Genomic DNA, 21664 nt, shown 5'->3' with positions numbered 1-21664 from the left:
ACGACCGGGTGCCGGAACCCACCGGCCGGGTCCGTCCGTCAAGGACAATCCGACGGCGAATCGACGGCCAGGTTCATCCGATCGGGTGACGTGCGGGCCGGGTTGCGCGGCGGAGGCCCGCGCGATCGTGATCGGCGCGTCGAAGGTCATCGGCCGATCCCACTGCCTCCGCGGCCGTCGCGGCAACTACTCGTGTGCGGAGCAATCGCCCCCGTTCGCCGCTGACCTGCGAATTCGGTTTCGGCCGGAGACACCTACTCGTTCGAGCAGTGGGCCGGAATCCGGGACGTGGCTAGCGTCCCCATTCGAATACCGCATTCGGATCGTGATCGAGGTGACAACCGTGAACGCCCATGGCTCCTTCGCCCGGCGCCTGCGCCTGCGCCGGCTCCATCGCCGCCAATCCGGGCTGCTGGTGGTGCCGCTCGACCACGCCATCGGCGCCGGGCCGCTGGCCCATCGGGGCACGCTCGACGGCCTGCTGGCCCGGCTGGCCGAGGGCGGCGCCGACGCCGTGGTGCTGCACAAGGGCGCCGTGCGGCGGGTGCGCCCCGACCGCTTCCTCGACATGTCGCTGATCCTGCACCTCAACGCCAGCACCAGCCTGGCCACCGACCCCGACGCCAAATATCCGGTCGCGACCGTGGCCGAGGCGCTGCGGCTGGGCGCCGAGGCGGTCAGCGTGCACGTCAACGTGGGCTCGCGGACAGAGGACCGGCAGATCGCCCATCTGGCCGCGACGGCCGAGCAGTGCGACCACTGGGGCATGCCGCTGCTGGCCATGATGTACGTCCGCGGCCCCGGCATCACCGACGGCCGCGACCCCGAACTGGTCGCGCACGCCCTGATCGTCGCGGCCGAACTCGGCGCCGACCTGGTCAAGACCGCGTTGCCGGACGACCCGGCGGCGATCGCCCGCATCACCGCGGCCTGCCCGGTGCCCGTCCTGGCGGCGGGCGGCGACGCGGCCGACGGCGAGGAAGCGATCGGCCGGCTCGGCTCGGCCCTGCGGGCGGGGGCGGCCGGGGTGGCCGCCGGGCGCGCGGTCTTCACCGCCGACGACCCGGGCGCGGTCACCGCCCGCCTGGCCGGTCTCGTGCACGGTCCGCGGACCCCGGTCGGTGTGCGATGACCGCCAAACTGTGCTGGCTCGACCTGCGGGCCCTGGGCGACACCAAGCGGGCCGTGGCCGAGGAGGCCGTTCATCAGCGGTTCGACGCCGTGGTGGCGGCCGACCCGGCCGACCTGGCCGGGCTTCCGCCGACCGTGACCCGCGTGCTGGTGCCCGCGGGGGACCAGCTGCCCGACGACCTCGGCCCGGCCGACCTCGTGCTGGTCGCGCCGGGAACACCGGTCGACGCCGGGCGGCATCCCGGCGTGCGCTTCGGCGAGCGGCACGAGATCACCGGTCGGGCCAGTCTCGACCGCGCCTGCGAGGCGGTCCGGGGCGACGGCGTGACCCTGCTCAGCTTCGCCGACCCGACCAACATCCCGATGGAGATCGTGCTGGCCGCGGCGGCCCGCACGGCCGGCACCATCATCACGGCCGCGAACGACGTCGACGACGCCCTGGTGCACCTCAGCGTGCTCGAGCACGGCCCCGACGGCGTGCTGCTGAGGGCGCCCCGGCCCGGCGACGCGACCCGGCTGGCCGGCCTGGTGCGCGCCCCCTCACCCAAGCTCGACCTGGTCACGCTGACGGTGACCGGCATCCGGCACGCCGGGGCCGGGGAGCGGGCCTGCGTCGACACGTGCACCTACCTGCGGCCGGATGAGGGGATTCTGGTCGGGTCGTGGGCCAAGGCGCTCATGCTCTGCGTCAGCGAGACCCACCCGCTGCCCTACATGCCGACCCGCCCGTTCCGGGTCAACGCGGGCGCGATCATGTCGTACACGCTGGCCGACGGCGAGCACACCCGGTACCTCAGCGAGCTGTCGGCCGGGGACACCGTGCTGGCGGTCGGGGCGGACGGGCGTACGCGGAAGGTGACCGTCGGCCGGGTGAAGATCGAAACCCGGCCGCTGCTGGCGATCGACGCCACCGCGCCCGACGGCGAGCCGGTCAACCTGATCGTCCAGGACGACTGGCACGTCCGCGTGCTCGGGCCGGGCGCCGCCGTGCTCAACACGACGGAGCTCAAGCCGGGCGACGAGATCCTCGGTCATCTGCCCGGGCGTGAACGGCACGTCGGCTACCCCATCGACGAACTGTGCTACGAGCGATGACCGTCGTCGACTTCCACGCGCGGCTCACCCCGGGCGACGCCGAGCCGGGGCGGCTGCTGGCGGCCATGGACGCGGCCGGCATCGACCGGGCCGCGGTCTGCGCGGGCGGGCTGCTGCCCCTCGACCGGCTGTCCCGGCAGCTCAACGACGGCGGCCGCACCGAGACGGCGGCCGACAACGAGGGCGTGCTCCGGGCCTGCGAGCGGTCGGGAGGACGGTTGCTGCCGTTCTACTTCGCCGATCCCGTACGCGACGTGACGGCGTACCGGAAACGCGCCTTCGAATTCCGTGGCCTGGAGATCTCGCCGGCCGTGCACGGCGGACGCCTGGACGACACCGGCGTCGCCGAGCTGGCCGAGATCGCCCAGAGCGCGGGCCACCCCGTCTATGTGGTGACGGTGGCCCATCCCGGCGGACGGCCGGCCGACCTGGCCCGGCTGGCCGCCCGGTTCCCGCGGGTGACCTTCGTCTGGGGGCACTGCGGGCACACCGGACTCGACATCGACGGCCTCAACACGATCGCGGGCAGCCTCAACGTGATGGCCGAGCTGTCCGGCTGCCTGACTGTCACCGCCCGGCTGGCCGTGGCCCAGCTCGGCCCGCGGCGCGTGCTGTTCGGCACCGAATATCCGCTGCAGCAACCCGAGGTCGAGCTGTGCAAGATCGACGCGCTCGGCCTCGACCCACCGGCCCGCGAGGCCGTGCTCGGCGCCAACGCGTGCCGCGTGCTGGAGGAGGAGACCTCATGGACACGACTCTGACCGACCAGCTGGACCGGACCCTGGCGGCGGCCGCGCGCTCGCCGTTCTACGCCCGGCGCGGCATCCCGGCCGGCCGCGACGAGCTGGCCGCCTATCCGCTCACCACCAAGCAGGACCTGCGCGACGCGTACCCGTTCGGGCTGCTCGCCGTCGACCGGGCCGAACTGGCCACCTATCACGAGTCGAGCGGCAGCAGCGGGGTGCCGACGTCCTCCTACTACACGCCCGGCGACTGGCAGGACCTGATCGAGCGTTACGCCCGCAAGCACGTCGGGATCCGGGCCGACGACATTTTCCTCGTACGCACCCCGTACGCGCTGATGATCACCGGTCATCTGGCCCATGCGGCCGCCCGTTCCCGGGGCGCGACCGTGGTGCCCGGCGACAACCGCTCGCTGGCCATGCCGTACGCCAAAGTGGTCCGGGTCCTGCACGACCTCGGCGTGACCCTGACCTGGTCGCTGGCCACCGACACGCTGATCTGGGCGGCGGCCGCGCGGCTCAAGGGGCTGCGGCCCGGGACGGACTTCCCGGCCCTGCGCGCGCTGTTCGTCGGCGGCGACCCGCTGGGACCGGCCAAGAAGGCGCGGGTTGCCGAGATCTGGAACGCGCCCGTGGTCGAGGAGTACGGCGCCACCGAGACGGGAAGCCTGGCCGGCGACTGCCCGTACGGGAAACTGCATCTGTGGGCCGACCGCGTGCTGTTCGAGGTGCACGATCCGGTCACCGGCCGCACGACCCCGACCGGGCGCGGGCAGCTGGTGGTCACGCCGCTCTACCGGGAGGCCATGCCGCTGCTGCGGTACAACCTCGAGGACGCCGTCGAGGTGTCCACCCCGGACTGCCCGTGCGGCTGGGACCTGCCCGTGGTGCGCGTGCTCGGGCGTTCGGCCTGGACCGTGCACACCAGCGTGGCCGACCTCAGCCAGGGCGACGTCGAGGACCTCGTGTTCGGGCTGCCCGCCGAGTACGGCGTGATGTTCTGGCGGGCCCGGGCCTCCGAGTCGTCGCTGCTCGTGCAGATCGAGGTGACCTCGGCCTACGCGAGCGCGGCCGCGCTGGAACTGCGCGAAGCTCTCGGGAAGGCGTACGGGATCGAAGCGGTGGTCGAACCCCTGCCGCCCGGCTCGCTCGTGCCCGAGCGCCTGCTGACCGCCGAGCCCGAGGTGATGAAGCCGCGCGGGCTGTTCCGCGAGGGCGAGGACTGGAACAAGGCCCTGGAGTACTACTGATGAACGGGCCGGTCGTGATCGTCGGCGCGGGCATCGGCGGGCTGGCCACCGCGGCCCTGCTCCGGCGCCGGGGAGTCGAATGCGTCGTGCTGGACCGGGCCGGCGGCGTGGCCGGCAGCGGCGCCGGCATCCAGATCGCCCCCAACGGGTCGGCCGTGCTGCACCGGCTCGGGCTGGCCGACGCGCTGGATCGGGCCGGCCGGCCGGTCGAACGGCAGATCCGGCGGTGGAGCGACGACGCCACGATCGGCGCGGTCGAGCTCGGCGCCGCGGCGGTACGCCGATACGGCAGCCCCTACTACACGATGCGGCGCTCGGTGCTGCACCGGATGCTGCTCGACCTGGTCGACGTGCGGTTCGGGGCCCCGTGCATCGGGGTGAACGACCGCGGCGACCACGCGGTGGTGTCGCTCGCCGACGGGACCCGGCTGACCGCCGAGGTGGTGATCGGGGCCGACGGACTGCGGTCGGTGGTGCGGCGGGCGGTGGTCGCGGATCGGCTCCGGGCCAGCGGCTGGGTCGCGTACCGGGGTGTCGTGCCGGCCTCGCGGGTGCCCGAGCACGGCAACCGGGTGATCGTGCGGCTCGGGCCGGGCCGGCATCTGGTGAGCTATCCGCTGGGCGACGGCAGCCTCAACGTCGTCGCCGTGCTGCCCTCGCCCGCGCCCGCGCCCGCCTTCGACGGCTGGCATCCGGCCGCGGGCCGGTTGATCGCCGCCGCCGGCCGGTTCGACCGCCACGAGCTGTTCGACCGGCCCCGCGCGGCTTGGCGCCGGGGGCGTGTCGTGCTGCTCGGCGACGCCGCCCACCCGTTGCTGCCGTTCCTCGCCCAGGGCGCCTGCCAGGCCCTGGAGGACGCGGAGGCCATCGCCGCCGGGGTCGAGGACTATCAGCGCGTACGGGCCGCGCGGGTGGCCCGGGTCGCGGCGGCCGGACTGGCCGGCGCCCGGGAATACCACTTCGACGACGGGCCCTCGCAACGCGCCCGCGACGACCGGCTGGCCGTCACCGGGCTGCCCGGCCAGGACTGGCTGTTCGGACCCGCGTCATGATCACCACGGCACGCCCTCGGTGGGCCACAGCGCCGCCAGTTCCACGCGGGACCCGATGCCCAGCTTCTGGAAGATCTGCCGGAGGTGGAAGTTGACGGTGTGCGTGCTGATCCCGGTCCGGTTGGCGATCTGCCGGTTGGTCAGCGCCTGCCCGGCCAGCTCGGCGATCTCCCGTTCCCGCGGGCTCAGCGCCGCCCAGTCGGCCGGACCCTTGTGCACGGGCCGCGCCGCCATCCTTCGAGGCGCCCGTCGCGGAGCCTCGGGACGCAGGGCGGCGGCCACCGGGCGGGGGAGCGTCGACTCCACCGCCGCCCGCACCAGGTCGTGGCCGAACGCGAGCAGTTCCCCGTCCCCGCCCAGCAGCCCCGACTCCAGGGCCTCCTCGAGCGCGGGCAGCATCATCACCGGCCCGACCCCCATCAGCCGGGCCAGCCGCAGCAGCGGGAACGACACCCCCACCGTGGCCGCCGCCTGCAGCAGATGCCGGGCCGGGGCGGACACCGAGGCCACCTGTCCGCGCAGATACGCCTCGGTGCGCCGGGGCAACCGGCTGACCCGCAGCACGGCCCAGCCGCCGTCCAGGCGCAACAGGCCCTCCTCGTCCAGCCCGGCGACCAGCTCGCGCAACGCCCCCGGCCGTCCCCCGGCGGCCCGGCACAGGTCCATCAGCAGCGGATCGGGCCGGCCGCCGACCAGCCGGGCGACGAACTCGGCCTGCGCGGCCGGCGACAACGGCGACACCTGCACCCGGTGCACGTCGGCCACCGGCAGCCGGACCCCCTCGGCCGGACCGGTCAGCGCGACCAGCGCCGGCGTGGTCGCGGCCAGCAGTTCCAGCACGGCCCAGGCCCGCGGGTCGATCCGGCGCGGGTGCTCGCCGAGGAAGAGCAGCGGCCCCGGATGGTCCCCGGCCGTGCGCAGCACCTGCCGCGAGCCGACCGGGCCGGCCCACTTCGGGTCGGTCCTCTTCGGGTCGGTCCACTCTGGGCGGGTCCACTTCGGGCCGGCCCACTCCGGCTCGGTCCACTCCGGGCCGGCCCACTCCGGCTCGGTGAAAACGGTGAAGCCGCGGGCGTCGGCCCGGGCCAGCCTGGCGGTCTCGTCGAGCAGCCGGGTGCGGCCGCTGCCCGCGGGACCCTCCAGGGCCAGCACGGTGAGCCGGCCCGGTCGCAGACCGTCGAGCACGCCGGCGATCTGCCTCAGTTCCTCGTCCCGTCCGATCAGTGCGTGCCCCGCGATGCGTGGGAACACCATCAGCCCTCCTCGATCGCTGTCGTACGCACGATCGTCGAGCTGATCTCAGAATGAGACCGCCTACTGGTAGGGGATTGCGCTTTTCCGACTGCTTCCGGCCCGTCAGGGTTCGGCGGTCAGCCGCAGCTTGGCCGGGTCGACCAGGACGATGCGGCGGTAGCCGGTCGTGATCAGCCCCTGGTCACGCAGCTCGTGCAGGGCTTTCTCCACGGTGGCCTGCGCGATCGCCACCATGGCGGCCAGGTCGGCCTGGCTCAGCGGCACGAGCAGCTCGACCGTGCCGTCGGGACGTTCCCGCCCGCTGACCTCGGCCATCTCGGACAGCACCCGGGCCAGCCGGATGTGCGCCGGATAGGCCGCGAAATCGGTCCGGCGCCGGTTGGCCCACCGCAACTGGCGGGCCACCGCCGCCGCGATCAGGGCCGAGGCATCCGGCCGCTGCCGCAGGAAGGCCTCGAAATCACCGCGCTGCAGCTGCCCGGCCACCAGCGGCCCGGAGGCGCTGACCGTCGCGTTGCGCGGCTCGCCGGTGAGGGCGCCGATCTCACCGACCACCTCACCGGGCAGCCGGATGCCGAGCAGCGTCTCGACCCCCTCGACGGCCGTGGTCACCTTGACGAAGCCGCTGAGCAGCAGGAAGACGTGCGAGTCGCGGGCGCCCTCACGCAGGATGATCCGGCCGGGCGGGAAACTGCGCCGGATGCTGCGGGCGGCCAGTGACTGGGCGACCTCGGCGGGAAGGCTGCCCAGGAACGTGCCCGCCGCCCACACGTAGTCGCGCACGAGAACCCCTCGGCTCAGCCCCGCTCGTCACCCGGCGTCCACTCAACCACGCCGCCCGTTTCGGCGGCAATGCGCAGCTGCGAGCCTTTCGCCCGTCATCGCCCGCACCCGGCGGCTCCGTCCGCGGCGCTCCCCACCGCGGCGCCTGACGGCCTGTCCCGGCGCGTCCGTCGGCTCGCCCCGGCGCCCGTCGGCTCGCCCCGGCGCCCGTCGGCCGGCCTCGGCGGCGTGTCCGCTGCTTCGGCCGGCCCGTCGTCGGTGTCCTACCGCGTCAGCCGGAAACTCTGCGCCGCGGTGCCGTTGCAGGTGTACTGCACCAGCTGCACCCCATCGGCCGTCGAGGCCGCGGGCACGTCCAGGCACTTGCCGCTGTTGCGGTTCACGAAGTGGTAGTAGCCGCCGCCCTCGCTCACCGGCAGCCACTGCTGATTGGTCCCGCCCCCGTACGCCCAGGTCTGGATCGGAGCGTTGTCGGCCGCGGACACATTGGTGACGTCGAGCGCCTGCGCGGCGTTGCCCCGGCCGTTGATGCGCACATATCCGCCGCTCACCGGCGCGAACTGGAACTGCTGGGCGGTCGAGCCGTTGCACGCGTACTGCTGGATCGCCGTGCCGTTGACCGTTCCGGCGGCCCGGGCGTCGACACACTTGACGCTGTTCCGGCTGACGACCGGATACCAGGCGGCCGGGTCGATCGGTTGCTCGGCCGGCGGCTGCGTGGAACCGCCGCCCAGCCACAGGATGCTGTTGATCAGCCACTGGTTCTGCTGCGCGCTGGCGAACGTGGACGACGTACGGGTATTGGTCTCGTAGTTCATCCCGTTGTGCCCGAAGTTCGTGTAGACCATCTTGTAGTTCTTGTTGCTCCAGATCAGCGGATAGAAGCCGCTGCGCCACTGCTGGTTGGGGTCGGTGCCGACCGGGAAACTGGACGCGTCGACCGAGGCCAGAATGTCGATGTCCGGGTTCTGCCGCAGATCCCGGCTCCACGAATACCATTCGCTGACCGCCGACGGAATGGTCGCCGGCAGGCCCGCCGTGGTCGGATGCGCCCGGTTCTCGACGCGCAGGGTCTCGGCCGTCGGCCCCCACGTGTTGGTCGCGAAGTTTCCCGAACCCAGAAACGTGTTGTAGTACCAGCTCCACTCGGCGGCATTCGTCGTGAACGCGCTCACGTGAAAGCCCAGCCAGGCCCCGCCGTTCTGCATGTACTGCTGAAACGCCGCCCGCCGCTCGACCGGCGGCGCATCGTCCAAGAACATGATCAGCTTGTAGCCGGCCAGTCCCGACGCGCTGAGCCGGCTCCAATCGGTGGTCGCCTCCCAGGTGAAACCGTTGCGGGCGCCCGCTTGCGGGAACCATTCACGGGCCTCTTTATCGAAATCGATGTGCGCGGCATCCCAGGTGCCGTTGTAGAAGGCAAGCACCTTGAAAGGCTCAGCCAGAGGCGCGGGGGAGGTGACTCGTGCGGCCGGGGCGAGGGGAGACGCGGCGAAGGCGGCGGGTGGGGCGGTCATTGACGGCGTGGCGACGACGCCGACCGCGAGCAGCGCCGTGACGAGGGCGCGTTTGAGCAGACGCATAGCGATACCTCATGGGGATGAGTGCGGGGATGGGGGCGGCGCCGCGATCCCATCCTGAGGCATCGACACAGCTTGATACAAGCAATAGTTAATTCGGTTTCCAGAAAGACCGGACTTTGCCCGTACGCGTCGTCGCCGCCCTCAACCGCACCACCCCCGAACCCGCCGCGCCTCGCGAGCTGGGCAAACCGGCAGGCCGTAGCGCGCGCTCGGGACGTTCCCGGTGGTCATGCCGGCATCGCGGCCGCGTGCGCCCGGCGCATCCGCGTTGGTCAGCGCAGGCGGTGGGCCAGTTCTGCGCTGCGGCCGGCGAACTCGGACCACTCCGCCGGGGTCAGCTCCAGATGCCGGCGTGCGGAGGGTAGCGAGACGGCCCGCTGTTCCCAGCCGTCGAGGCGGCCGCGCCGGATTCGGAACCGTACGAGGAGGCCGCCGGCCCAGCCGTAGACGTCGTGGTCGGCCTCCGCCGCCAGCCGCGTGACCTTCTGCTCGGCGACGATCCAGTCGACCGCCTCGATCTCCTGCTGGATCCGGCCGGCCAGCTCGAAGGCCAGGTTTTCCGACGCCCGGTCGCGCAGCAGAGCCAGCCCCTCCCGTACGGCCCGGGTCTCGTCCTTGTCCCGTCGCAGCACCGCGCCGATGCTCGCCAGGAACGCCGGGCGGTCGGCCACGCTCACGCCCCGCATCCGGGCCAGGTCGCGCAGCCCGCCGTCCAGCCGGTCGTTCGTGTACCGCAGCGGCAGCACCCGCTCGATTCCCGACACGGCCAGCCGGGCCTGCGCGCCGCCCAGGTAGGGCCCGAAGTCGGCCGCGCCCGGCGCGTGCAGGTGCACCACGCGCAGGCCGCCGGCGTCGACCCGGATGCCGACCGGCACCTCGAGCCCGCCGCGGATCCGGTTCCATCGCGGCTTGGATCGTTCCAGCAGATTGCGCTCGAGCCACGCGGCCTCGTGCACCGAGTCGCACTCGACCGCCTCGACCCGGGTCACCTGCGGGACCATCCGCCGCAGATGCCGCCGGTCCCGCAGGTCACCCCAGTAGGACGAGACCCGGCTGCGCAGATGCGTGGCCCGTCCGACGTAGAGCACCCGCCCGCCGGCGTCCCGGAACCGGTAGACCCCCGGCGCGGCGGGCAGCCGGGCACTCAGTTCCCTGGACATGGCCGGAATCTACTCGACCGGCGGCCCCGATCAGATGTACGCGCCGAGCGGAGGCGCCTCCTCCTGCCGTTGCCGGATCGCGTCGAGCAGCGCCGCCCGTGCCTCGGCGCCGTCGCCGGTCAGCGGCCAATGGATGAACAGGTAGGGCCGCAGAAAGATCGGCAGGGCCTTGCGGGTGTCGTCGGACCACACGACGGGCAGATATTTGAGCTGCTCGTTGCGGGCGCCGATGTCCTCCTGGATCTGCTTGATCTCGTACGCGAGCCCGCCGTCCAGGGCGTCGGCCCGTTTCGCGTACGCCTCGGTGCACACCAGCACGACCCGGTCGGCCTGGGTGATCTCGTTCTGCATCCACTGCTGCAGGTTCATGCCGGCCATCAGGTGCCACAGGTCGCACCGCGCGTTGATCCCGTTGCGCCGCAGGAACGTGCCCAGTTCCCGGACCCACTGCTTCACCTCGGGCCGGTCGGCGTGATAGCTGAGGAACACGCGCACCGGCTCGGGCGCGACATGCACCCGCTCGATCGCCGGGTCGTCCGGCGCCGGCAAAGGCCGTCGCTCCGAGTCCGACGGCTGGTCCGAGGCGGGCAACCCGTCCCGGTGGCGCAGCAGCGCGTCGTACGTCTCGCGGGCCAGCACGAACACCCGCAGCGTGGCCTCCCGGGCGGCCGTCGACAGGAACCCCGCGGTGAGCCGGTCGAGCACGTCCTCCGGGACCAGGCCGCCGGATGCGGCGCCGAGCAGCGGGGCCGACAACTTCTGCGGGTACGGCTCGCGGGTGGTGGCCTCGCCCAGCCGCCGCCCCACCTGCTCGATCGCGCCGAGGTCGCTGCCGAAGCCCTGCACCGAGCTGGCCCACGCGACCTGCTGCGCGAAATGCTCGGCACCGTCGAACCGGGTGATCCGGACCGTGCCCAGCGGCCCCTGCTGCGGACGCGGTATCTCGTACTTCCGCATCTTCTCCGCGACGAACGGCGTGGCCGTCCCTCCGGTGGACGCGGGCAGCACGATCAGGTCGCAGGCCCACGTGAACATGTCGCCGTGCACGAGTTGAACGCTCCCCATGCCGACCAGTCTCACCCGTCGCGCAAGCGGCCGGGGCGCCGCGCTACACCTGCCGCGGCGGTGCGGTGCTCGCGCGCTTGACCAGGGTGGTGGGGACCAGGACCGTGCCGGGCTCGAGGGTGTGGCGGCGGATCTGGTCGAGCAGGCCCTGGACGCACTGCCGGCCGACCTCGGCGAAGTCCTGGTGGACCGTGGTCAGCGGGGGCAGGTAGGAGGCGGCGTCGGGGATGTCGTCGAAGCCGGCCACGCTGACGTCGTCGGGGACCCGGCGGCCGCGTTCGTGCAGGGCCCGCAGCACGCCCAGGGCCATCTGGTCGTTCGCGCAGAAGACGGCGGTGCAGTCCGGGTCGGCGGCGAGGCGCAGGCCCGCCTCGTAACCGGACAGGGCCGACCAGTCGCCGCGCAGAACCTCGGGGACGGGGCGGCCGGCCTCCTCCAGGACCGTGCGCCAGGCCAGGGCGCGGCGCTCGCTCGCGAACGACTCGGCCGGGCCGGTGACGTGCCAGACCGTCTCGTGGCCCAGTTCGAGCAGGTGGCGTACGGCCTGGCGGGCGCCGTCGGCCTGGTCGGTGTCGACGACGGGGTAGCGGTCGCCGGCGTCGGAGTCGACCACCACGACCTGGACGCCGGGCGGGAGGGTCAGGTTGGCCGCGTCGAGCAGGTGCACTTCCATGATCACGATGACGCCGTCGACGGCCAGCTCGCCGAGCCGGGTGAAGGCGCCGAGCACGCCGTCCTGGGTCGGCATCGCCACCGGGATCAGCGTGATCGCGTACCCCTCCTGGGCGGCCTGGGCGGCGATCGCCTCGACCGTACGGCTGTTGCCGGTTGTCGCCAAGGTGAACAAAATGACGCCGATAGTACGAAACTCACCGCGTTTGAGTGCACGAGCGGCACTGTTGGGCCGATAACCCAGCTGTTGCATCGCGTTCAGAACATGACGCCTCGTCGACTCGACCACGCTGGGGTGGCCGTTGGCGACGCGGCTGACCGTCTGGGAGGAGACCCCAGCTAGACGGGCCACGTCGGCCATCGAAACGCCTCGGGGGCGGCTGCTTGACGATCCCTGCACGTGGTGAAACTATCACCTTCATGTTTACGCAAACATCACACCGGTGAACTCGACGAAACATTGTCGAACACGCTTGATCAGGTGCAATGTTTACGCAAACAACACCCACGGTGAACAGTAAGACAGGATGACGGCAGATGGCAGTTCCACAGGTCGCGGCACCGCCGCCGGCGACGAGGCGCGCGCGTCGCTCGTACAGGGGCTGGCAGTTCGTCGGCCCGTTCATGATCGTGTTCGCGCTGGTCTTCCTCGCCCCGATCGTGTACGCGATCTACCTCAGCCTCTATCGCAACCGGCTCATCGGCGGTAACGCGTTCGTCGGCCTGGACAACTACACGCAGGCGCTGCAGGACGCGCAGTTCTGGTCGGGCGTCGGCCGGGTCGGGCTCTTCCTCGTCGTCCAGGTGCCGATCATGCTGTTCCTGGCGCTGCTGGTCGCGCTGGCCCTGGACAGCGGCCGCCTCTACGGCAAGAGCTTCTTCCGGGTCTCGATCTTCCTGCCGTACGCCGTGCCGGCCGTAGTCGCCGCGCTGATGTGGGGCTTCATCTACGGGTCGCAGTTCGGGCTGATCGGCAACCTCAACGACGCCCTCGGCATCACCCTGCCCGACCCGCTCAAGCCGAGCCTCATCCTGGCCTCCATCGGCAACATCTCGACCTGGCAGTTCGTCGGCTACAACATGCTGATCTTCTATTCGGCCCTGCAGGTCGTGCCCAAGTCGCTCTACGAGTCGGCCGCGATCGACGGCGCCGGCCAGGTCCGGATCATCCGCTCGATCAAGCTGCCGGCCATCCGGGGCGCGCTGGTCATCGCCACGATCTTCTCGATCATCGGCAGCTTCCAGCTGTTCAACGAGCCGGCCATCCTGCGCAACCTGGCGCCCAACGCGATCACCACGTACTTCACGCCGAACTTCTACGCCTACTCGCTGACCTTCTCGGGCCAGCAGATCAACTACTCCGCGGCGGTCGCGGTCGTGATGGCCCTGATCACCATGATCGTCGCCTACGTGGTGCAGCTGCGCGGGACGAGGGACCTCTGATGACAACCACGACGTCTCCGGTGCAGTCCTCATCCCGTACGGGAAAGCCTGTGACTCTGTCGTCGAAGAGGCGGCGCAAGGGCAGCGTGCTGCTGACCGTGCTCACCGCCCTGATGGCCCTCTATTCGCTGTTCCCGCTGGCCTGGCTGCTGATCAACTCGACCAAGACCCAGGACGGGCTGTTCAGCTCGTTCGGGCTCTGGTTCGACGACGGCAAGTTCGCCCTGTTCAGCAACATCGCCGACACCTTCACGTACAACGACGGGATCTTCCTGCGCTGGCTGGGCAACACCCTGCTGTACGTGGTGGTCGGCGCGGGCGGAGCGACGTTCCTGGCCCTGCTGGCCGGTTACGGGCTGGCCAAGTTCGACTTCGTCGGCAAGAAGGCCGTCTTCGCGATCGTCATCGGTGCGGTGGCCGTCCCGCCGACCGCCCTGGCCGTGCCGACGTTCCTCATGTTCAGCAAGATGGGCCTGACCAACACGCCGTGGGCCGTCATCATCCCGTCGCTGATCTCGCCGTTCGGGCTGTACCTGATGTGGACCTTCGCCGCCCAGGCCGTGCCGACCGAGATGCTCGAGGCGGCCCGGGTCGACGGCGCCGGCGAGTTCCGCACGCTGTTCCGGCTCAGCGTGCCGCTGCTCATGCCCGGCATCATCACCACCCTGCTCTTCACCATGGTCGCCACCATGAACAACTACTTCCTGCCGCTGATCATGCTGAAGAACCCGGACTGGTACCCGCTCACCGTCGGCCTGAACTCGTGGAACGCCCAGGCCGCGACCGCGGGCGGCGAGGCCGTCTTCAACCTCGTCATCACCGGTTCGCTGATCACCGTCGTGCTGCTCCTCGCAGCGTTCCTCTCGCTGCAGCGCTACTGGCAGTCCGGCCTGGCCGCCGGCTCCGTCAAAGAATGAACACCCCGAAAGGACCCGCTCGCATGTCCCGATTCCTCAAGGTGGCGGCGGCCGCATCGGCCGCCGTCCTGGCCCTGGCCGCCTGTGGCGGCGGAGGCGACGACACGTCGTCCTCCGGCTCCTCCGGCGGCGCGACCGTCACCGACGCGCAGGTCGAAGCCGCGCTCCAGAAGGGCGGCACCCTCACCGTGTGGGCGTGGGAGCCCACCCTCAAGGACGTCGTCACGAAGTTCCAGCAGAAGTACCCCAACGTCAAGGTGGACCTGGTCAACGCGGGCACCGGCGACAAGCAGTACACCGCCCTGCAGAACGCGATCGCCGCGGGCAAGGGCGTGCCGGACGTCGGGCAGATCGAGTACTACGCGCTGCCGCAGTTCGCCATCGGCAAGGCGCTGACCAACCTCAACTCGTACGGGGCGGAAGCTCTGAAGGCCGACTTCAACCCCGGCCCGTGGAACTCGGTCAACGCGAGCGGCGGTGTCTACGGCCTGCCCATGGACTCGGGCCCGATGGCGCTCTACTACAACAAGGAAGTCTTCGACAAGCACAAGATCGAGGTCCCCAAGACCTGGACCGAGTACCTCGAGGCGGCTCGCAAGCTGCACAAGGCCGACCCCAAGGCCTACATCACCAACGACACCGGCGACGCGGGCCTGACCACCAGCCTGATCTGGCAGGCCGGCGGCAAGCCGTACCAGGTCGACGGCACCAACGTCACGATCAACTTCAACGACGCGGGCTCGCAGGAGTTCGTCAAGGTGTGGCAGGCCCTGATCAGCGAGAAGCTGCTCGCCCCGGTCAGCTCCTGGAGCGACCAGTGGTTCCAGGGCATGGGCAACGGCTCGATCGCCACCGTGGCGACCGGCGCCTGGATGCCGGCCAACTTCGTGACCAGCGCCCCGGCCGGTAAGGGCAAGTGGCGCGCGGCCGAGCTCCCGCAGTGGACCGCCGGTCAGAACGCCAGCGCCGAGAACGGCGGCAGCTCCCTCGCGATCATGGAGAAGGGCGCCAACAAGGAACTCGCGTACGGCTTCCTCAAGTACGCCAACGACGGCGACGGCGTGCAGATCCGCGTCGACGGCGGCGCCTTCCCGGCCACCAGCAAGACCCTGGCCGACCCCAAGTGGCTGGGCGACGAGTTCGAGTACTTCGGCGGCCAGAAGGCCAACGAGATCTTCGCCAAGTCGGCTCAGAACGTGGTCACCGGCTGGTCGTACCTGCCCTTCCAGGTCTACTCGAACAGCGTCTTCAACGACACCGCGGGTAAGGCCTACGTCTCGAACACCACGCTCGCCGACGGGCTGAAGGCCTGGCAGGACCAGTCGGCCAAGTACGGCAACGAGCAGGGCTTCACCGTTAAGTAACTGGGAGATTCAGTGCAAAACCCCCGTTGGCTGCGCCGGGACGGCAACCCCCGACTCGAGTACGGCGCCGACTACAACCCCGAGCAGTGGCCCCGCGAGGTCTGGGACGACGACATGCGCGCCATGCGCGAGGCCGGCGTCACCATCGTCTCGCTCGGCATCTTCTCGTGGGCCAAGATAGAGACCGCCGAGGGCCGGTACGACTTCGGCTGGCTCGACGAGGCGATCGAGAAGTTGCACGCCAACGGGATCTCGGTCGATCTGGCCACGGCGACGGCCTCGCCGCCGCCGTGGCTGACGACCAAGCACCCTTCGATCCTGCCGGTGGACCAGAAGGGCAACACCATCTGGCCGGGCGGCCGCCAGCAGTGGCGGCCGACCTCGCCGATCTTCCGGGCCTACGCGCTGCGCCTGGTCCGGACCCTCGCCGAGCGTTACAAGGACCACCCGGCCGTGGTCGCGTGGCACGTCAGCAACGAGCTGGGCTGCCACAACGTGTACGACTACTCCGACGACGCGGCGGCGGCGTTCCGGGTCTGGCTGCGCAACCGCTACGGCACGATCGACGAGCTCAACGAGGCGTGGGGCACGGCCTTCTGGTCCCAGTGGTACACCGACTTCGAAGAGGTCCTGCCCCCGCGGCAGGCGGCCACGCACCCCAACCCGGGGCAGCAGCTCGACTTCAAGCGGTTCTCGTCCGACGCGCTCAAGGACTACCTGATCGCCGAACGCGACATCCTGCGCGAGATCACCCCCGGCATCCCGGTGACCACCAACTTCATGGTCATGGGCGAGACCAAGGGCATGGACTACGCCGACTGGGCGGCCGAGGTCGACTTCGTGTCGAACGACCACTACCGCCTGCCCGGCCGGCAGACCCTCGACGAGCTGTCCTTCTCGGCCAACCTGACCGGCAATCTGGCCGGCGGCAAGCCGTGGTTCCTCATGGAGCACTCCACCAGCGCGGTCAACTGGCAGCCGATCAACCTGGCCAAGAAGCCGGGCGAACTGGCCCGCGACTCGCTCACCCACGTCGCCCACGGCGCGGACGCGGTCTGCTTCTTCCAGTGGCGGCAGTCCCGGGCCGGGGCCGAGAAGTACCACTCGGCGATGGTTCCGCACGCGGGCAAGTCCTCCCAGCTGTTCCGGGACGTCGCCGAGCTCGGCGCCACGCTCGCCTCGCTGTCCGAGGTCGCCGGCCTTCCCCGTACGCCCGCGAAAGCGGCCATCCTCTTCGACTGGACCTCGTGGTGGGCCGTCGAGCAGGACTCGCACCCGACCGAGCGGCTCAGATATCGGCAGGAGGCGCTGGACTGGTACACGGCGTTCCTCGACCTGGGCGTCCGGGCCGACGTGGTGCCGGTGGCCAGTGACCTGTCCGCCTACGACGTCGTGGTCGCCCCGGTGCTGCACGTGGTGCCGTCGGCGCTGGCGGCCCGCCTGGAGGCCTTCGTCGAGGACGGCGGCCACCTGATCACGACGTACTTCTCGGGGATCGTCGACGAACACGACCACGCCTGGCTCGGCGGCTATCCGGGCGCCCTGCGCGACCTGCTCGGCATCCGCATCGAGGAGTTCGGCCCGCTGCTCGACGGCGACACGGCCGAACTCGACAATGGCCTGACCGGCACGCTGTGGACCGACCGGATCGACGTCGTCTCGGACGACACGTCGGTGCTGGCCTCCTACAAGACCGGCGACCAGGCCGGCCGGGCGGCCATCACGCGGCGCTCGGCGGGCACCGGCTCGGCCGCGTACGTGTCGACCCGCCTCGGCCCCGACGGCCTCACCCCGGTGCTGGGCGACCTGCTGGCCCGGGCCGGCGTGACCAGCGAACTGCCCGAGTCGCTGCGCGGCCGGGTCGAGCTCGCGGTCCGCGGGGGCATCCGCTTTGTCATCAACCGCACCGAAGAACCGGTCGACATCGCCGCCCTGGGTGGCCCCGACCGCACTCTCACCGCCAGGGGAGTGGCGGTGCTCCGCGCCTGAGTCCCAGCTCGAGCGCGTGAGACGCCCCGGGAGCCTGCGCGGCTCCCGGGGCGTCTCTGCATGGTCACGGGTTGTGCTGCGTGAGCCGGTCCTCAATGGGGTACCACCGGGGCCATGATCGGGGATGAGGCACGACCGGAGCGAGGATCCTGGCGAGTGGTGTGGCGGGCCCTACGGGTCGGACACGTTGACGACCCCCGCTACGAGGCCCTGACCCGGCAGACCGCCGAGCGCAACGTCCGCAACGTCTGGCTGCCCATAGTCCTCACCGTGGCTGCCGCTATCCAGCTCACCCTGGTGGTGGTCCGCTTGGCGCGCGGCGCCGACCCGTCCGGCACCGTCGCAACCGTCTTGTCCGCGTTGTTCCTGGCCGCCGGGGCCGGCATGCTCTGGGTGGCCCGCCGCCGAAGCCGCCGATACCTGGCCGGCCGGCGATAGACGCTCAGAACAACCGACGCCCGGGGGGTCACTTCTGGAGGCCGGCTCAGTGGCCGAGGGCGGCCATGTTGGCTTCGTCGTAGCGCTCGCCGGTGGCCGGCGTCAGGTTGTTCAGCCGGGCGATCTGGTCGTCGGTCAGGCGGATACGGTCAGCGGCGGCGTTCTCCTCCAGCCGGTCGATGCGCGTGGTGCCGGGGATGGGGGCGATGTCGTCGCCCTGGGCGAGCAGCCAGGCGAGGGCGATCTGCGCGGGCGTGGCCGCGGCTTCGGCGGCGACGGCGCGGACCTCGTCGACGATGCTCATGTTGCGTTCGAGGTTGCCGCCGGCGAAGCGTGGGTTGGTGCGGCGCCAGTCGTCGGCGTCGAGATCGTCCAGCGTACGGATGCCGCCGGTGAGGAATCCGCGGCCGAGCGGGGAGTACGGGACGAGGCCCACACCCAGCTCCCGCAGGACCCGCAGCACCTCGGCCTCAGGGTCGCGGACCCACAGCGAATACTCGGACTGCACCGCGGCGATCGGATGGACGGCGTGCGCCCGCCGGATCGTCACGGGCCCGGCCTCCGACAGTCCGATGTGCCGGATCTTGCCCTCGGCCACCAGCTCCGCCAGCCCGCCGACGGTCTCCTCGATCGGCGTGTCCGGATCGCCCCGGTGCTGGTAGTAAAGGTCCAGGTGGTCGGTGCCGAGGCGGCGCAGCGATCCCTCCACCGCGAGCCGGATGCCGGCCGGGGTGCTGTCGTTGCCTGGGCGGCCGAGGTGCGAGATGAGACCGAACTTGGTCGCGAGTACGACTTCGTCCCGGCGTCCCTTGATGGCGCGCCCGACCAGCTCCTCGTTGACGTAGGGGCCGTACGCCTCGGCGGTGTCGATGTGGGTGACGCCGAGGTCCAGGGCTCGCCGGATGGTGCGGATCGACTGGTCGTTGCGCCGGCCGGCACCGGTGTAGAAGGCCGACATGCCCATGGCGCCCAGACCGATGCGGGAGGTCTCCAGCCCGCCGAGCGAGGTGCTTCTCATCGTGGTGCTCCTCTTCTTGTGCTGGCTACGGCCGCTTAAAGTTCCGATCGGTACAGAACGCTAGCACATCTGTACCGACCGGGAGTAAAGTCGGCGTCGGTTCAGGATCGAGGAGAATGCCGTCATGAGTGGAGCCCAGAACACAGTGCTCGGCCGCCCCCGGGAGTTCGATGTCGACGAGGCGCTGGAGCGCGCCATGCAGGTGTTCTGGGCGCGGGGGTACGACGGCACCAGCCTCACGGACCTGACCGGCGCGATGGGGATCACCAAGTCGAGCATGTACGCCGCCTTCGGCAACAAGGAGCAGTTGTTCCGCAAGGCCGTGCAGCGCTACGCCGAAGGGCCGGCCTCCTACGCGACGCGGGCCCTGCGGGAACCCACAGCGCGCGCGGTGGCCGAGGCGTTCCTCCGGGGAGCCGTCCGGACGACGACCTCGCCCGGCTGCCCCACGGGATGCCTGTCCGTTCAGGGCGCGCTGGCGTTGAGCGAACAGAGCCGGCCGGCGCACGACGTGCTGGTCGGCTGGCGCATCGACGCGGGCGACCAGCTCGAGGCGCGCTTCCGGCGCGCCGTCGAGGAGGGCGACCTCCCGCGTGACGCCGACCCGGGGCGTCTGGCGCGTTTCGTCATGACGACGGGGTTCGGCATCGCCGTCCAGGCCGCGAACGGCCTCGCGCCCGACGCGCTGGACGAGATCGTCGACACGGCACTGCTTGCTTGGCCGGCGTGACACCCGCCCTCGTACCCGGGAGCCCGAGCGAGCGACCGGGCGGCCGACGCCCGCTCGGCGTCGGGATCGTGGGGCTGAGCGCGTCGGGCGGATGGGCTGCCGGGGCCCACCGGCCCGCGACAGCGGCAGTCGACGGCATCGAACTCACCGCCCTGGCGACGAGTTCCCCCGCGTCGGCCGCGGCCGCGGCCGACGCCTTCGGAGTGCCCGGCTACGCCTCGGCCGCACAGCTCGCGGAGGACGAGAACGTCGACCTCGTGGTCGTCGCGGTCAAGGTGCCCCGGCACCGCGAGCTGGTGTTGCCCGCGCTACGAGCCGGCGTGCCGGTGCTCAGCGAATGGCCCTTCGCCGTCAACCTGGCCGAAGCCGTCAAGATGGAAGGCGCCGCCCGCGGCACGCCGAGCTTCATCGGGCTGTACGGCCGCTCCTCGCCCACCATCCGCTGGCTGGCCGGACTCGTCGCCGACGGGTACGTCGGCGACGTGCTGTCCGCGACAGTGCTGGCGTCGTCGACCGAGTGGGGCACCCCCGTTTCCGAGCGCATGCGATACACCCTCGATCGCACGCTCGGCGCCACGATGCTCACCATCGCCTTCGGAAATGCCATCGACGTGGTCTCGATGGTCGTCGGCGAGCTGCGGGAGGTGGTCGCCTCGACGGCGACCCGGCGCCCGGCCGTTCCGCTCGGCCGGACCGGACAGACCGTCCCGATGACCGCCGAGGACCAGATCGCCGTCTCGGGCACGCTGCCGAACGGAGCGATCCTCTCCGTCCATCACCGTGGCGCCACCACGACCGGACCCGGATTCTCCCTGCTCGTCGACGGTACCGAGGGAACCCTCGAAATCACCGCCGCGAGCGGATATCCCCACCTCGGGCCCGTCGCGGTGCGCGGCGCACGAGGTCGCGCCCCACTGTCCCGGCTGACACCGCCCGACGGCCACGACGACTATGCCCACCTGGCCGGAACCCCTGTCCACAACCTCGCGCACATGTACGCGGCGATTCGCGACGATCTCACCCACGGCACCGCGACCGCCCCGGACTTCGCCCACGCCGTCAGACGTCACCGGCTCCTGGACGCGATCGTCCGATCGGCCGCCGAGGGACGACGCGTGCCTCTCCCGGATCTCTGACGCAGATTTCGTACGGAAAGGATCAATGAGATGACCGAGAATGGCCTGCACGACTTTTATTTGCGATACATCGCGGCACTCAACGCCCACGAGTTCGGCGGCATGGACGAGTTCATCGCCGAGAAGGTCCTGCTCGGCGGCGAACCCGGCACCCGCGACGCCGTCGTCGAAGTCCTCGAGGGGATCGTCGACGCCGTGCCGGACATCCACTGGGAGATCCAGGAGATGCTGTTCGACCGCGACGGCATCGCCGTCCGCCTGACTAACACCGGCACGCCGGCCAAGGAATGGCTCGGCGTCCAGCCGTCCGGAGCCTCATTCACCATCGTCGAGTACGCGATCTACTAGGTCCGTGACGGCAGATTCATCCACATGACCAACTTGCACGACTCAGCCGAGATGCTGCGCCAGCTGACCGCTTGACATCTCCTGAGGCCCTGCGCCGAACCAAGACCCTGGGTGCGTTCCCCGACTGTTCCATCGATCAAGTGACGGCAGCAGATCACGGCGCGAACGTGTCCGTCGTCAATGTCGAGACACATGTACGGCGCAGGGCTGCGCGGCGGACCGGGCCGCGGTGGCCCAAAGCCTGCGCCCCGGCACGGCACCGATACCGCAGCCACCCGAGCGGGCGATCGCCATGGAGGCGCCGAAGGAAATACATCAGGAGGGGAACCACAGCGTCACGGAGGACCGGGCTCACCCTCCGTCCAGACGATCATGAGACGACCCTGAGTGCACGGATTTGCTTGATATGCAGGTAATCCTTGGTGATCCACGGCATGTTTGTGCTGGTGGATCGGGTGGTGAGGGGTGCCTGGATGTCGGCGTGGAGTGGTTT

20 protein-coding genes are annotated in these 21664 nt (G+C 70.9%); 13 read left to right on the top strand and 7 right to left on the bottom strand.

Annotation, left to right across the window (positions count from 1 at the left end):
* Positions 1-343: 343 nt before the first annotated feature.
* From ACZ3I4_RS31400 to ACZ3I4_RS31380, 5 genes are read left to right on the top strand one after another with little or no spacing between them, the layout of a single operon-like run.
* Positions 344-1132, top strand: coding sequence for a 2-amino-3,7-dideoxy-D-threo-hept-6-ulosonate synthase (locus tag ACZ3I4_RS31400; protein ID WP_465385656.1), 789 nt, complete (start codon positions 344-346; stop codon positions 1130-1132).
* Positions 1129-2226: a 3-dehydroquinate synthase II family protein gene (locus ACZ3I4_RS31395; protein WP_465385655.1), complete on the top strand. Its 1098-nt coding sequence runs from the start codon at positions 1129-1131 to the stop codon at positions 2224-2226. The genes ACZ3I4_RS31400 and ACZ3I4_RS31395 overlap by 4 nt, the downstream gene beginning before the upstream one ends.
* On the top strand, positions 2223-2987 hold the full coding sequence (locus tag ACZ3I4_RS31390) for an amidohydrolase family protein (protein WP_465385654.1): 765 nt from the start codon (positions 2223-2225) through the stop codon (positions 2985-2987). Before ACZ3I4_RS31395 ends, ACZ3I4_RS31390 begins: the two co-directional genes overlap by 4 nt.
* A complete protein-coding gene (locus ACZ3I4_RS31385; protein WP_465385653.1) occupies positions 2972-4219 on the top strand; it encodes an AMP-binding protein in 1248 nt (415 codons plus the stop codon). The genes ACZ3I4_RS31390 and ACZ3I4_RS31385 overlap by 16 nt, the downstream gene beginning before the upstream one ends.
* Positions 4219-5271 carry an FAD-dependent monooxygenase gene (locus tag ACZ3I4_RS31380; protein ID WP_465385652.1) on the top strand — a complete coding sequence of 351 codons (1053 nt, stop codon included), beginning with the start codon at positions 4219-4221 and terminating at the stop codon, positions 5269-5271. Before ACZ3I4_RS31385 ends, ACZ3I4_RS31380 begins: the two co-directional genes overlap by 1 nt.
* Here the strand turns inward: ACZ3I4_RS31380 and ACZ3I4_RS31375 are convergent, their stop codons facing one another.
* The 6 genes from ACZ3I4_RS31375 to ACZ3I4_RS31350 all read right to left on the bottom strand — a co-directional run bounded on the left by ACZ3I4_RS31375 (position 5272) and on the right by ACZ3I4_RS31350 (position 12149).
* A complete protein-coding gene (locus ACZ3I4_RS31375; protein WP_465385651.1) occupies positions 5272-6525 on the bottom strand; it encodes a helix-turn-helix transcriptional regulator in 1254 nt (417 codons plus the stop codon).
* Positions 6526-6627: 102 nt separating this feature from the next.
* Positions 6628-7308, bottom strand: a complete 681-nt coding sequence (locus ACZ3I4_RS31370) for a Crp/Fnr family transcriptional regulator (RefSeq protein WP_465385650.1) — start codon at positions 7306-7308, stop codon at positions 6628-6630.
* A gap of 263 nt (positions 7309-7571) precedes the next feature.
* On the bottom strand, positions 7572-8891 hold the full coding sequence (locus ACZ3I4_RS31365; RefSeq protein WP_465385649.1) for an RICIN domain-containing protein: 1320 nt from the start codon (positions 8889-8891) through the stop codon (positions 7572-7574).
* 272 nt (positions 8892-9163) lie between these two features.
* Positions 9164-10051 carry a GIY-YIG nuclease family protein gene (locus tag ACZ3I4_RS31360; RefSeq protein ID WP_465385648.1) on the bottom strand — a complete coding sequence of 296 codons (888 nt, stop codon included), beginning with the start codon at positions 10049-10051 and terminating at the stop codon, positions 9164-9166.
* A gap of 30 nt (positions 10052-10081) precedes the next feature.
* The gene (locus tag ACZ3I4_RS31355) at positions 10082-11116 is read right to left on the bottom strand and encodes a toll/interleukin-1 receptor domain-containing protein (protein WP_465385647.1); all 1035 of its coding nucleotides are present in this window, start codon (positions 11114-11116) and stop codon (positions 10082-10084) included.
* Between the two features lie 43 nt (positions 11117-11159).
* Positions 11160-12149: a LacI family DNA-binding transcriptional regulator gene (locus ACZ3I4_RS31350; protein ID WP_465385646.1), complete on the bottom strand. Its 990-nt coding sequence runs from the start codon at positions 12147-12149 to the stop codon at positions 11160-11162.
* Between the two features lie 176 nt (positions 12150-12325).
* On the opposite strand from ACZ3I4_RS31350, the gene ACZ3I4_RS31345 reads away from it, so the two are divergent.
* The 5 genes from ACZ3I4_RS31345 to ACZ3I4_RS31325 all read left to right on the top strand — a co-directional run bounded on the left by ACZ3I4_RS31345 (position 12326) and on the right by ACZ3I4_RS31325 (position 17939).
* Positions 12326-13231 (top strand): carbohydrate ABC transporter permease, encoded by a 906-nt coding sequence (locus tag ACZ3I4_RS31345; RefSeq protein WP_465385645.1) that lies wholly within the window; start codon positions 12326-12328, stop codon positions 13229-13231.
* Positions 13232-13344: 113 nt separating this feature from the next.
* Entirely contained in the window at positions 13345-14148 is an 804-nt protein-coding gene (locus ACZ3I4_RS31340; RefSeq protein ID WP_465385896.1) for a carbohydrate ABC transporter permease, read from the top strand.
* A gap of 23 nt (positions 14149-14171) precedes the next feature.
* The gene (locus tag ACZ3I4_RS31335) at positions 14172-15512 is read left to right on the top strand and encodes an ABC transporter substrate-binding protein (protein WP_465385644.1); all 1341 of its coding nucleotides are present in this window, start codon (positions 14172-14174) and stop codon (positions 15510-15512) included.
* 12 nt (positions 15513-15524) lie between these two features.
* The gene (locus ACZ3I4_RS31330; RefSeq protein ID WP_465385643.1) at positions 15525-17501 is read left to right on the top strand and encodes a beta-galactosidase; all 1977 of its coding nucleotides are present in this window, start codon (positions 15525-15527) and stop codon (positions 17499-17501) included.
* Between the two features lie 114 nt (positions 17502-17615).
* A complete protein-coding gene (locus ACZ3I4_RS31325; RefSeq protein ID WP_465385642.1) occupies positions 17616-17939 on the top strand; it encodes a hypothetical protein in 324 nt (107 codons plus the stop codon).
* 46 nt (positions 17940-17985) lie between these two features.
* Here the strand turns inward: ACZ3I4_RS31325 and ACZ3I4_RS31320 are convergent, their stop codons facing one another.
* On the bottom strand, positions 17986-18957 hold the full coding sequence (locus tag ACZ3I4_RS31320) for an aldo/keto reductase (RefSeq protein ID WP_465385641.1): 972 nt from the start codon (positions 18955-18957) through the stop codon (positions 17986-17988).
* A 124-nt stretch (positions 18958-19081) separates the two neighbouring features.
* Here ACZ3I4_RS31320 and ACZ3I4_RS31315 point away from each other — a divergent pair, with 124 nt between their 5' ends.
* The 3 genes from ACZ3I4_RS31315 to ACZ3I4_RS31305 all read left to right on the top strand — a co-directional run bounded on the left by ACZ3I4_RS31315 (position 19082) and on the right by ACZ3I4_RS31305 (position 21171).
* Complete coding sequence (locus ACZ3I4_RS31315; protein WP_465385640.1) at positions 19082-19687, top strand: TetR/AcrR family transcriptional regulator; 606 nt, start codon at positions 19082-19084, stop codon at positions 19685-19687.
* A 68-nt stretch (positions 19688-19755) separates the two neighbouring features.
* Positions 19756-20823: a Gfo/Idh/MocA family protein gene (locus ACZ3I4_RS31310; RefSeq protein ID WP_465385639.1), complete on the top strand. Its 1068-nt coding sequence runs from the start codon at positions 19756-19758 to the stop codon at positions 20821-20823.
* A gap of 30 nt (positions 20824-20853) precedes the next feature.
* Positions 20854-21171: an ester cyclase gene (locus ACZ3I4_RS31305; RefSeq protein ID WP_465385638.1), complete on the top strand. Its 318-nt coding sequence runs from the start codon at positions 20854-20856 to the stop codon at positions 21169-21171.
* The last annotated feature ends 493 nt before the right edge of the window (positions 21172-21664 follow it).

It is taken from the genome of Actinoplanes sp. NPDC021490, from assembly GCF_055562135.1.
The sequence above is the reverse complement of the archived record's forward strand: the minus strand, read 5'-3'. Positions and strand labels throughout refer to the sequence as shown.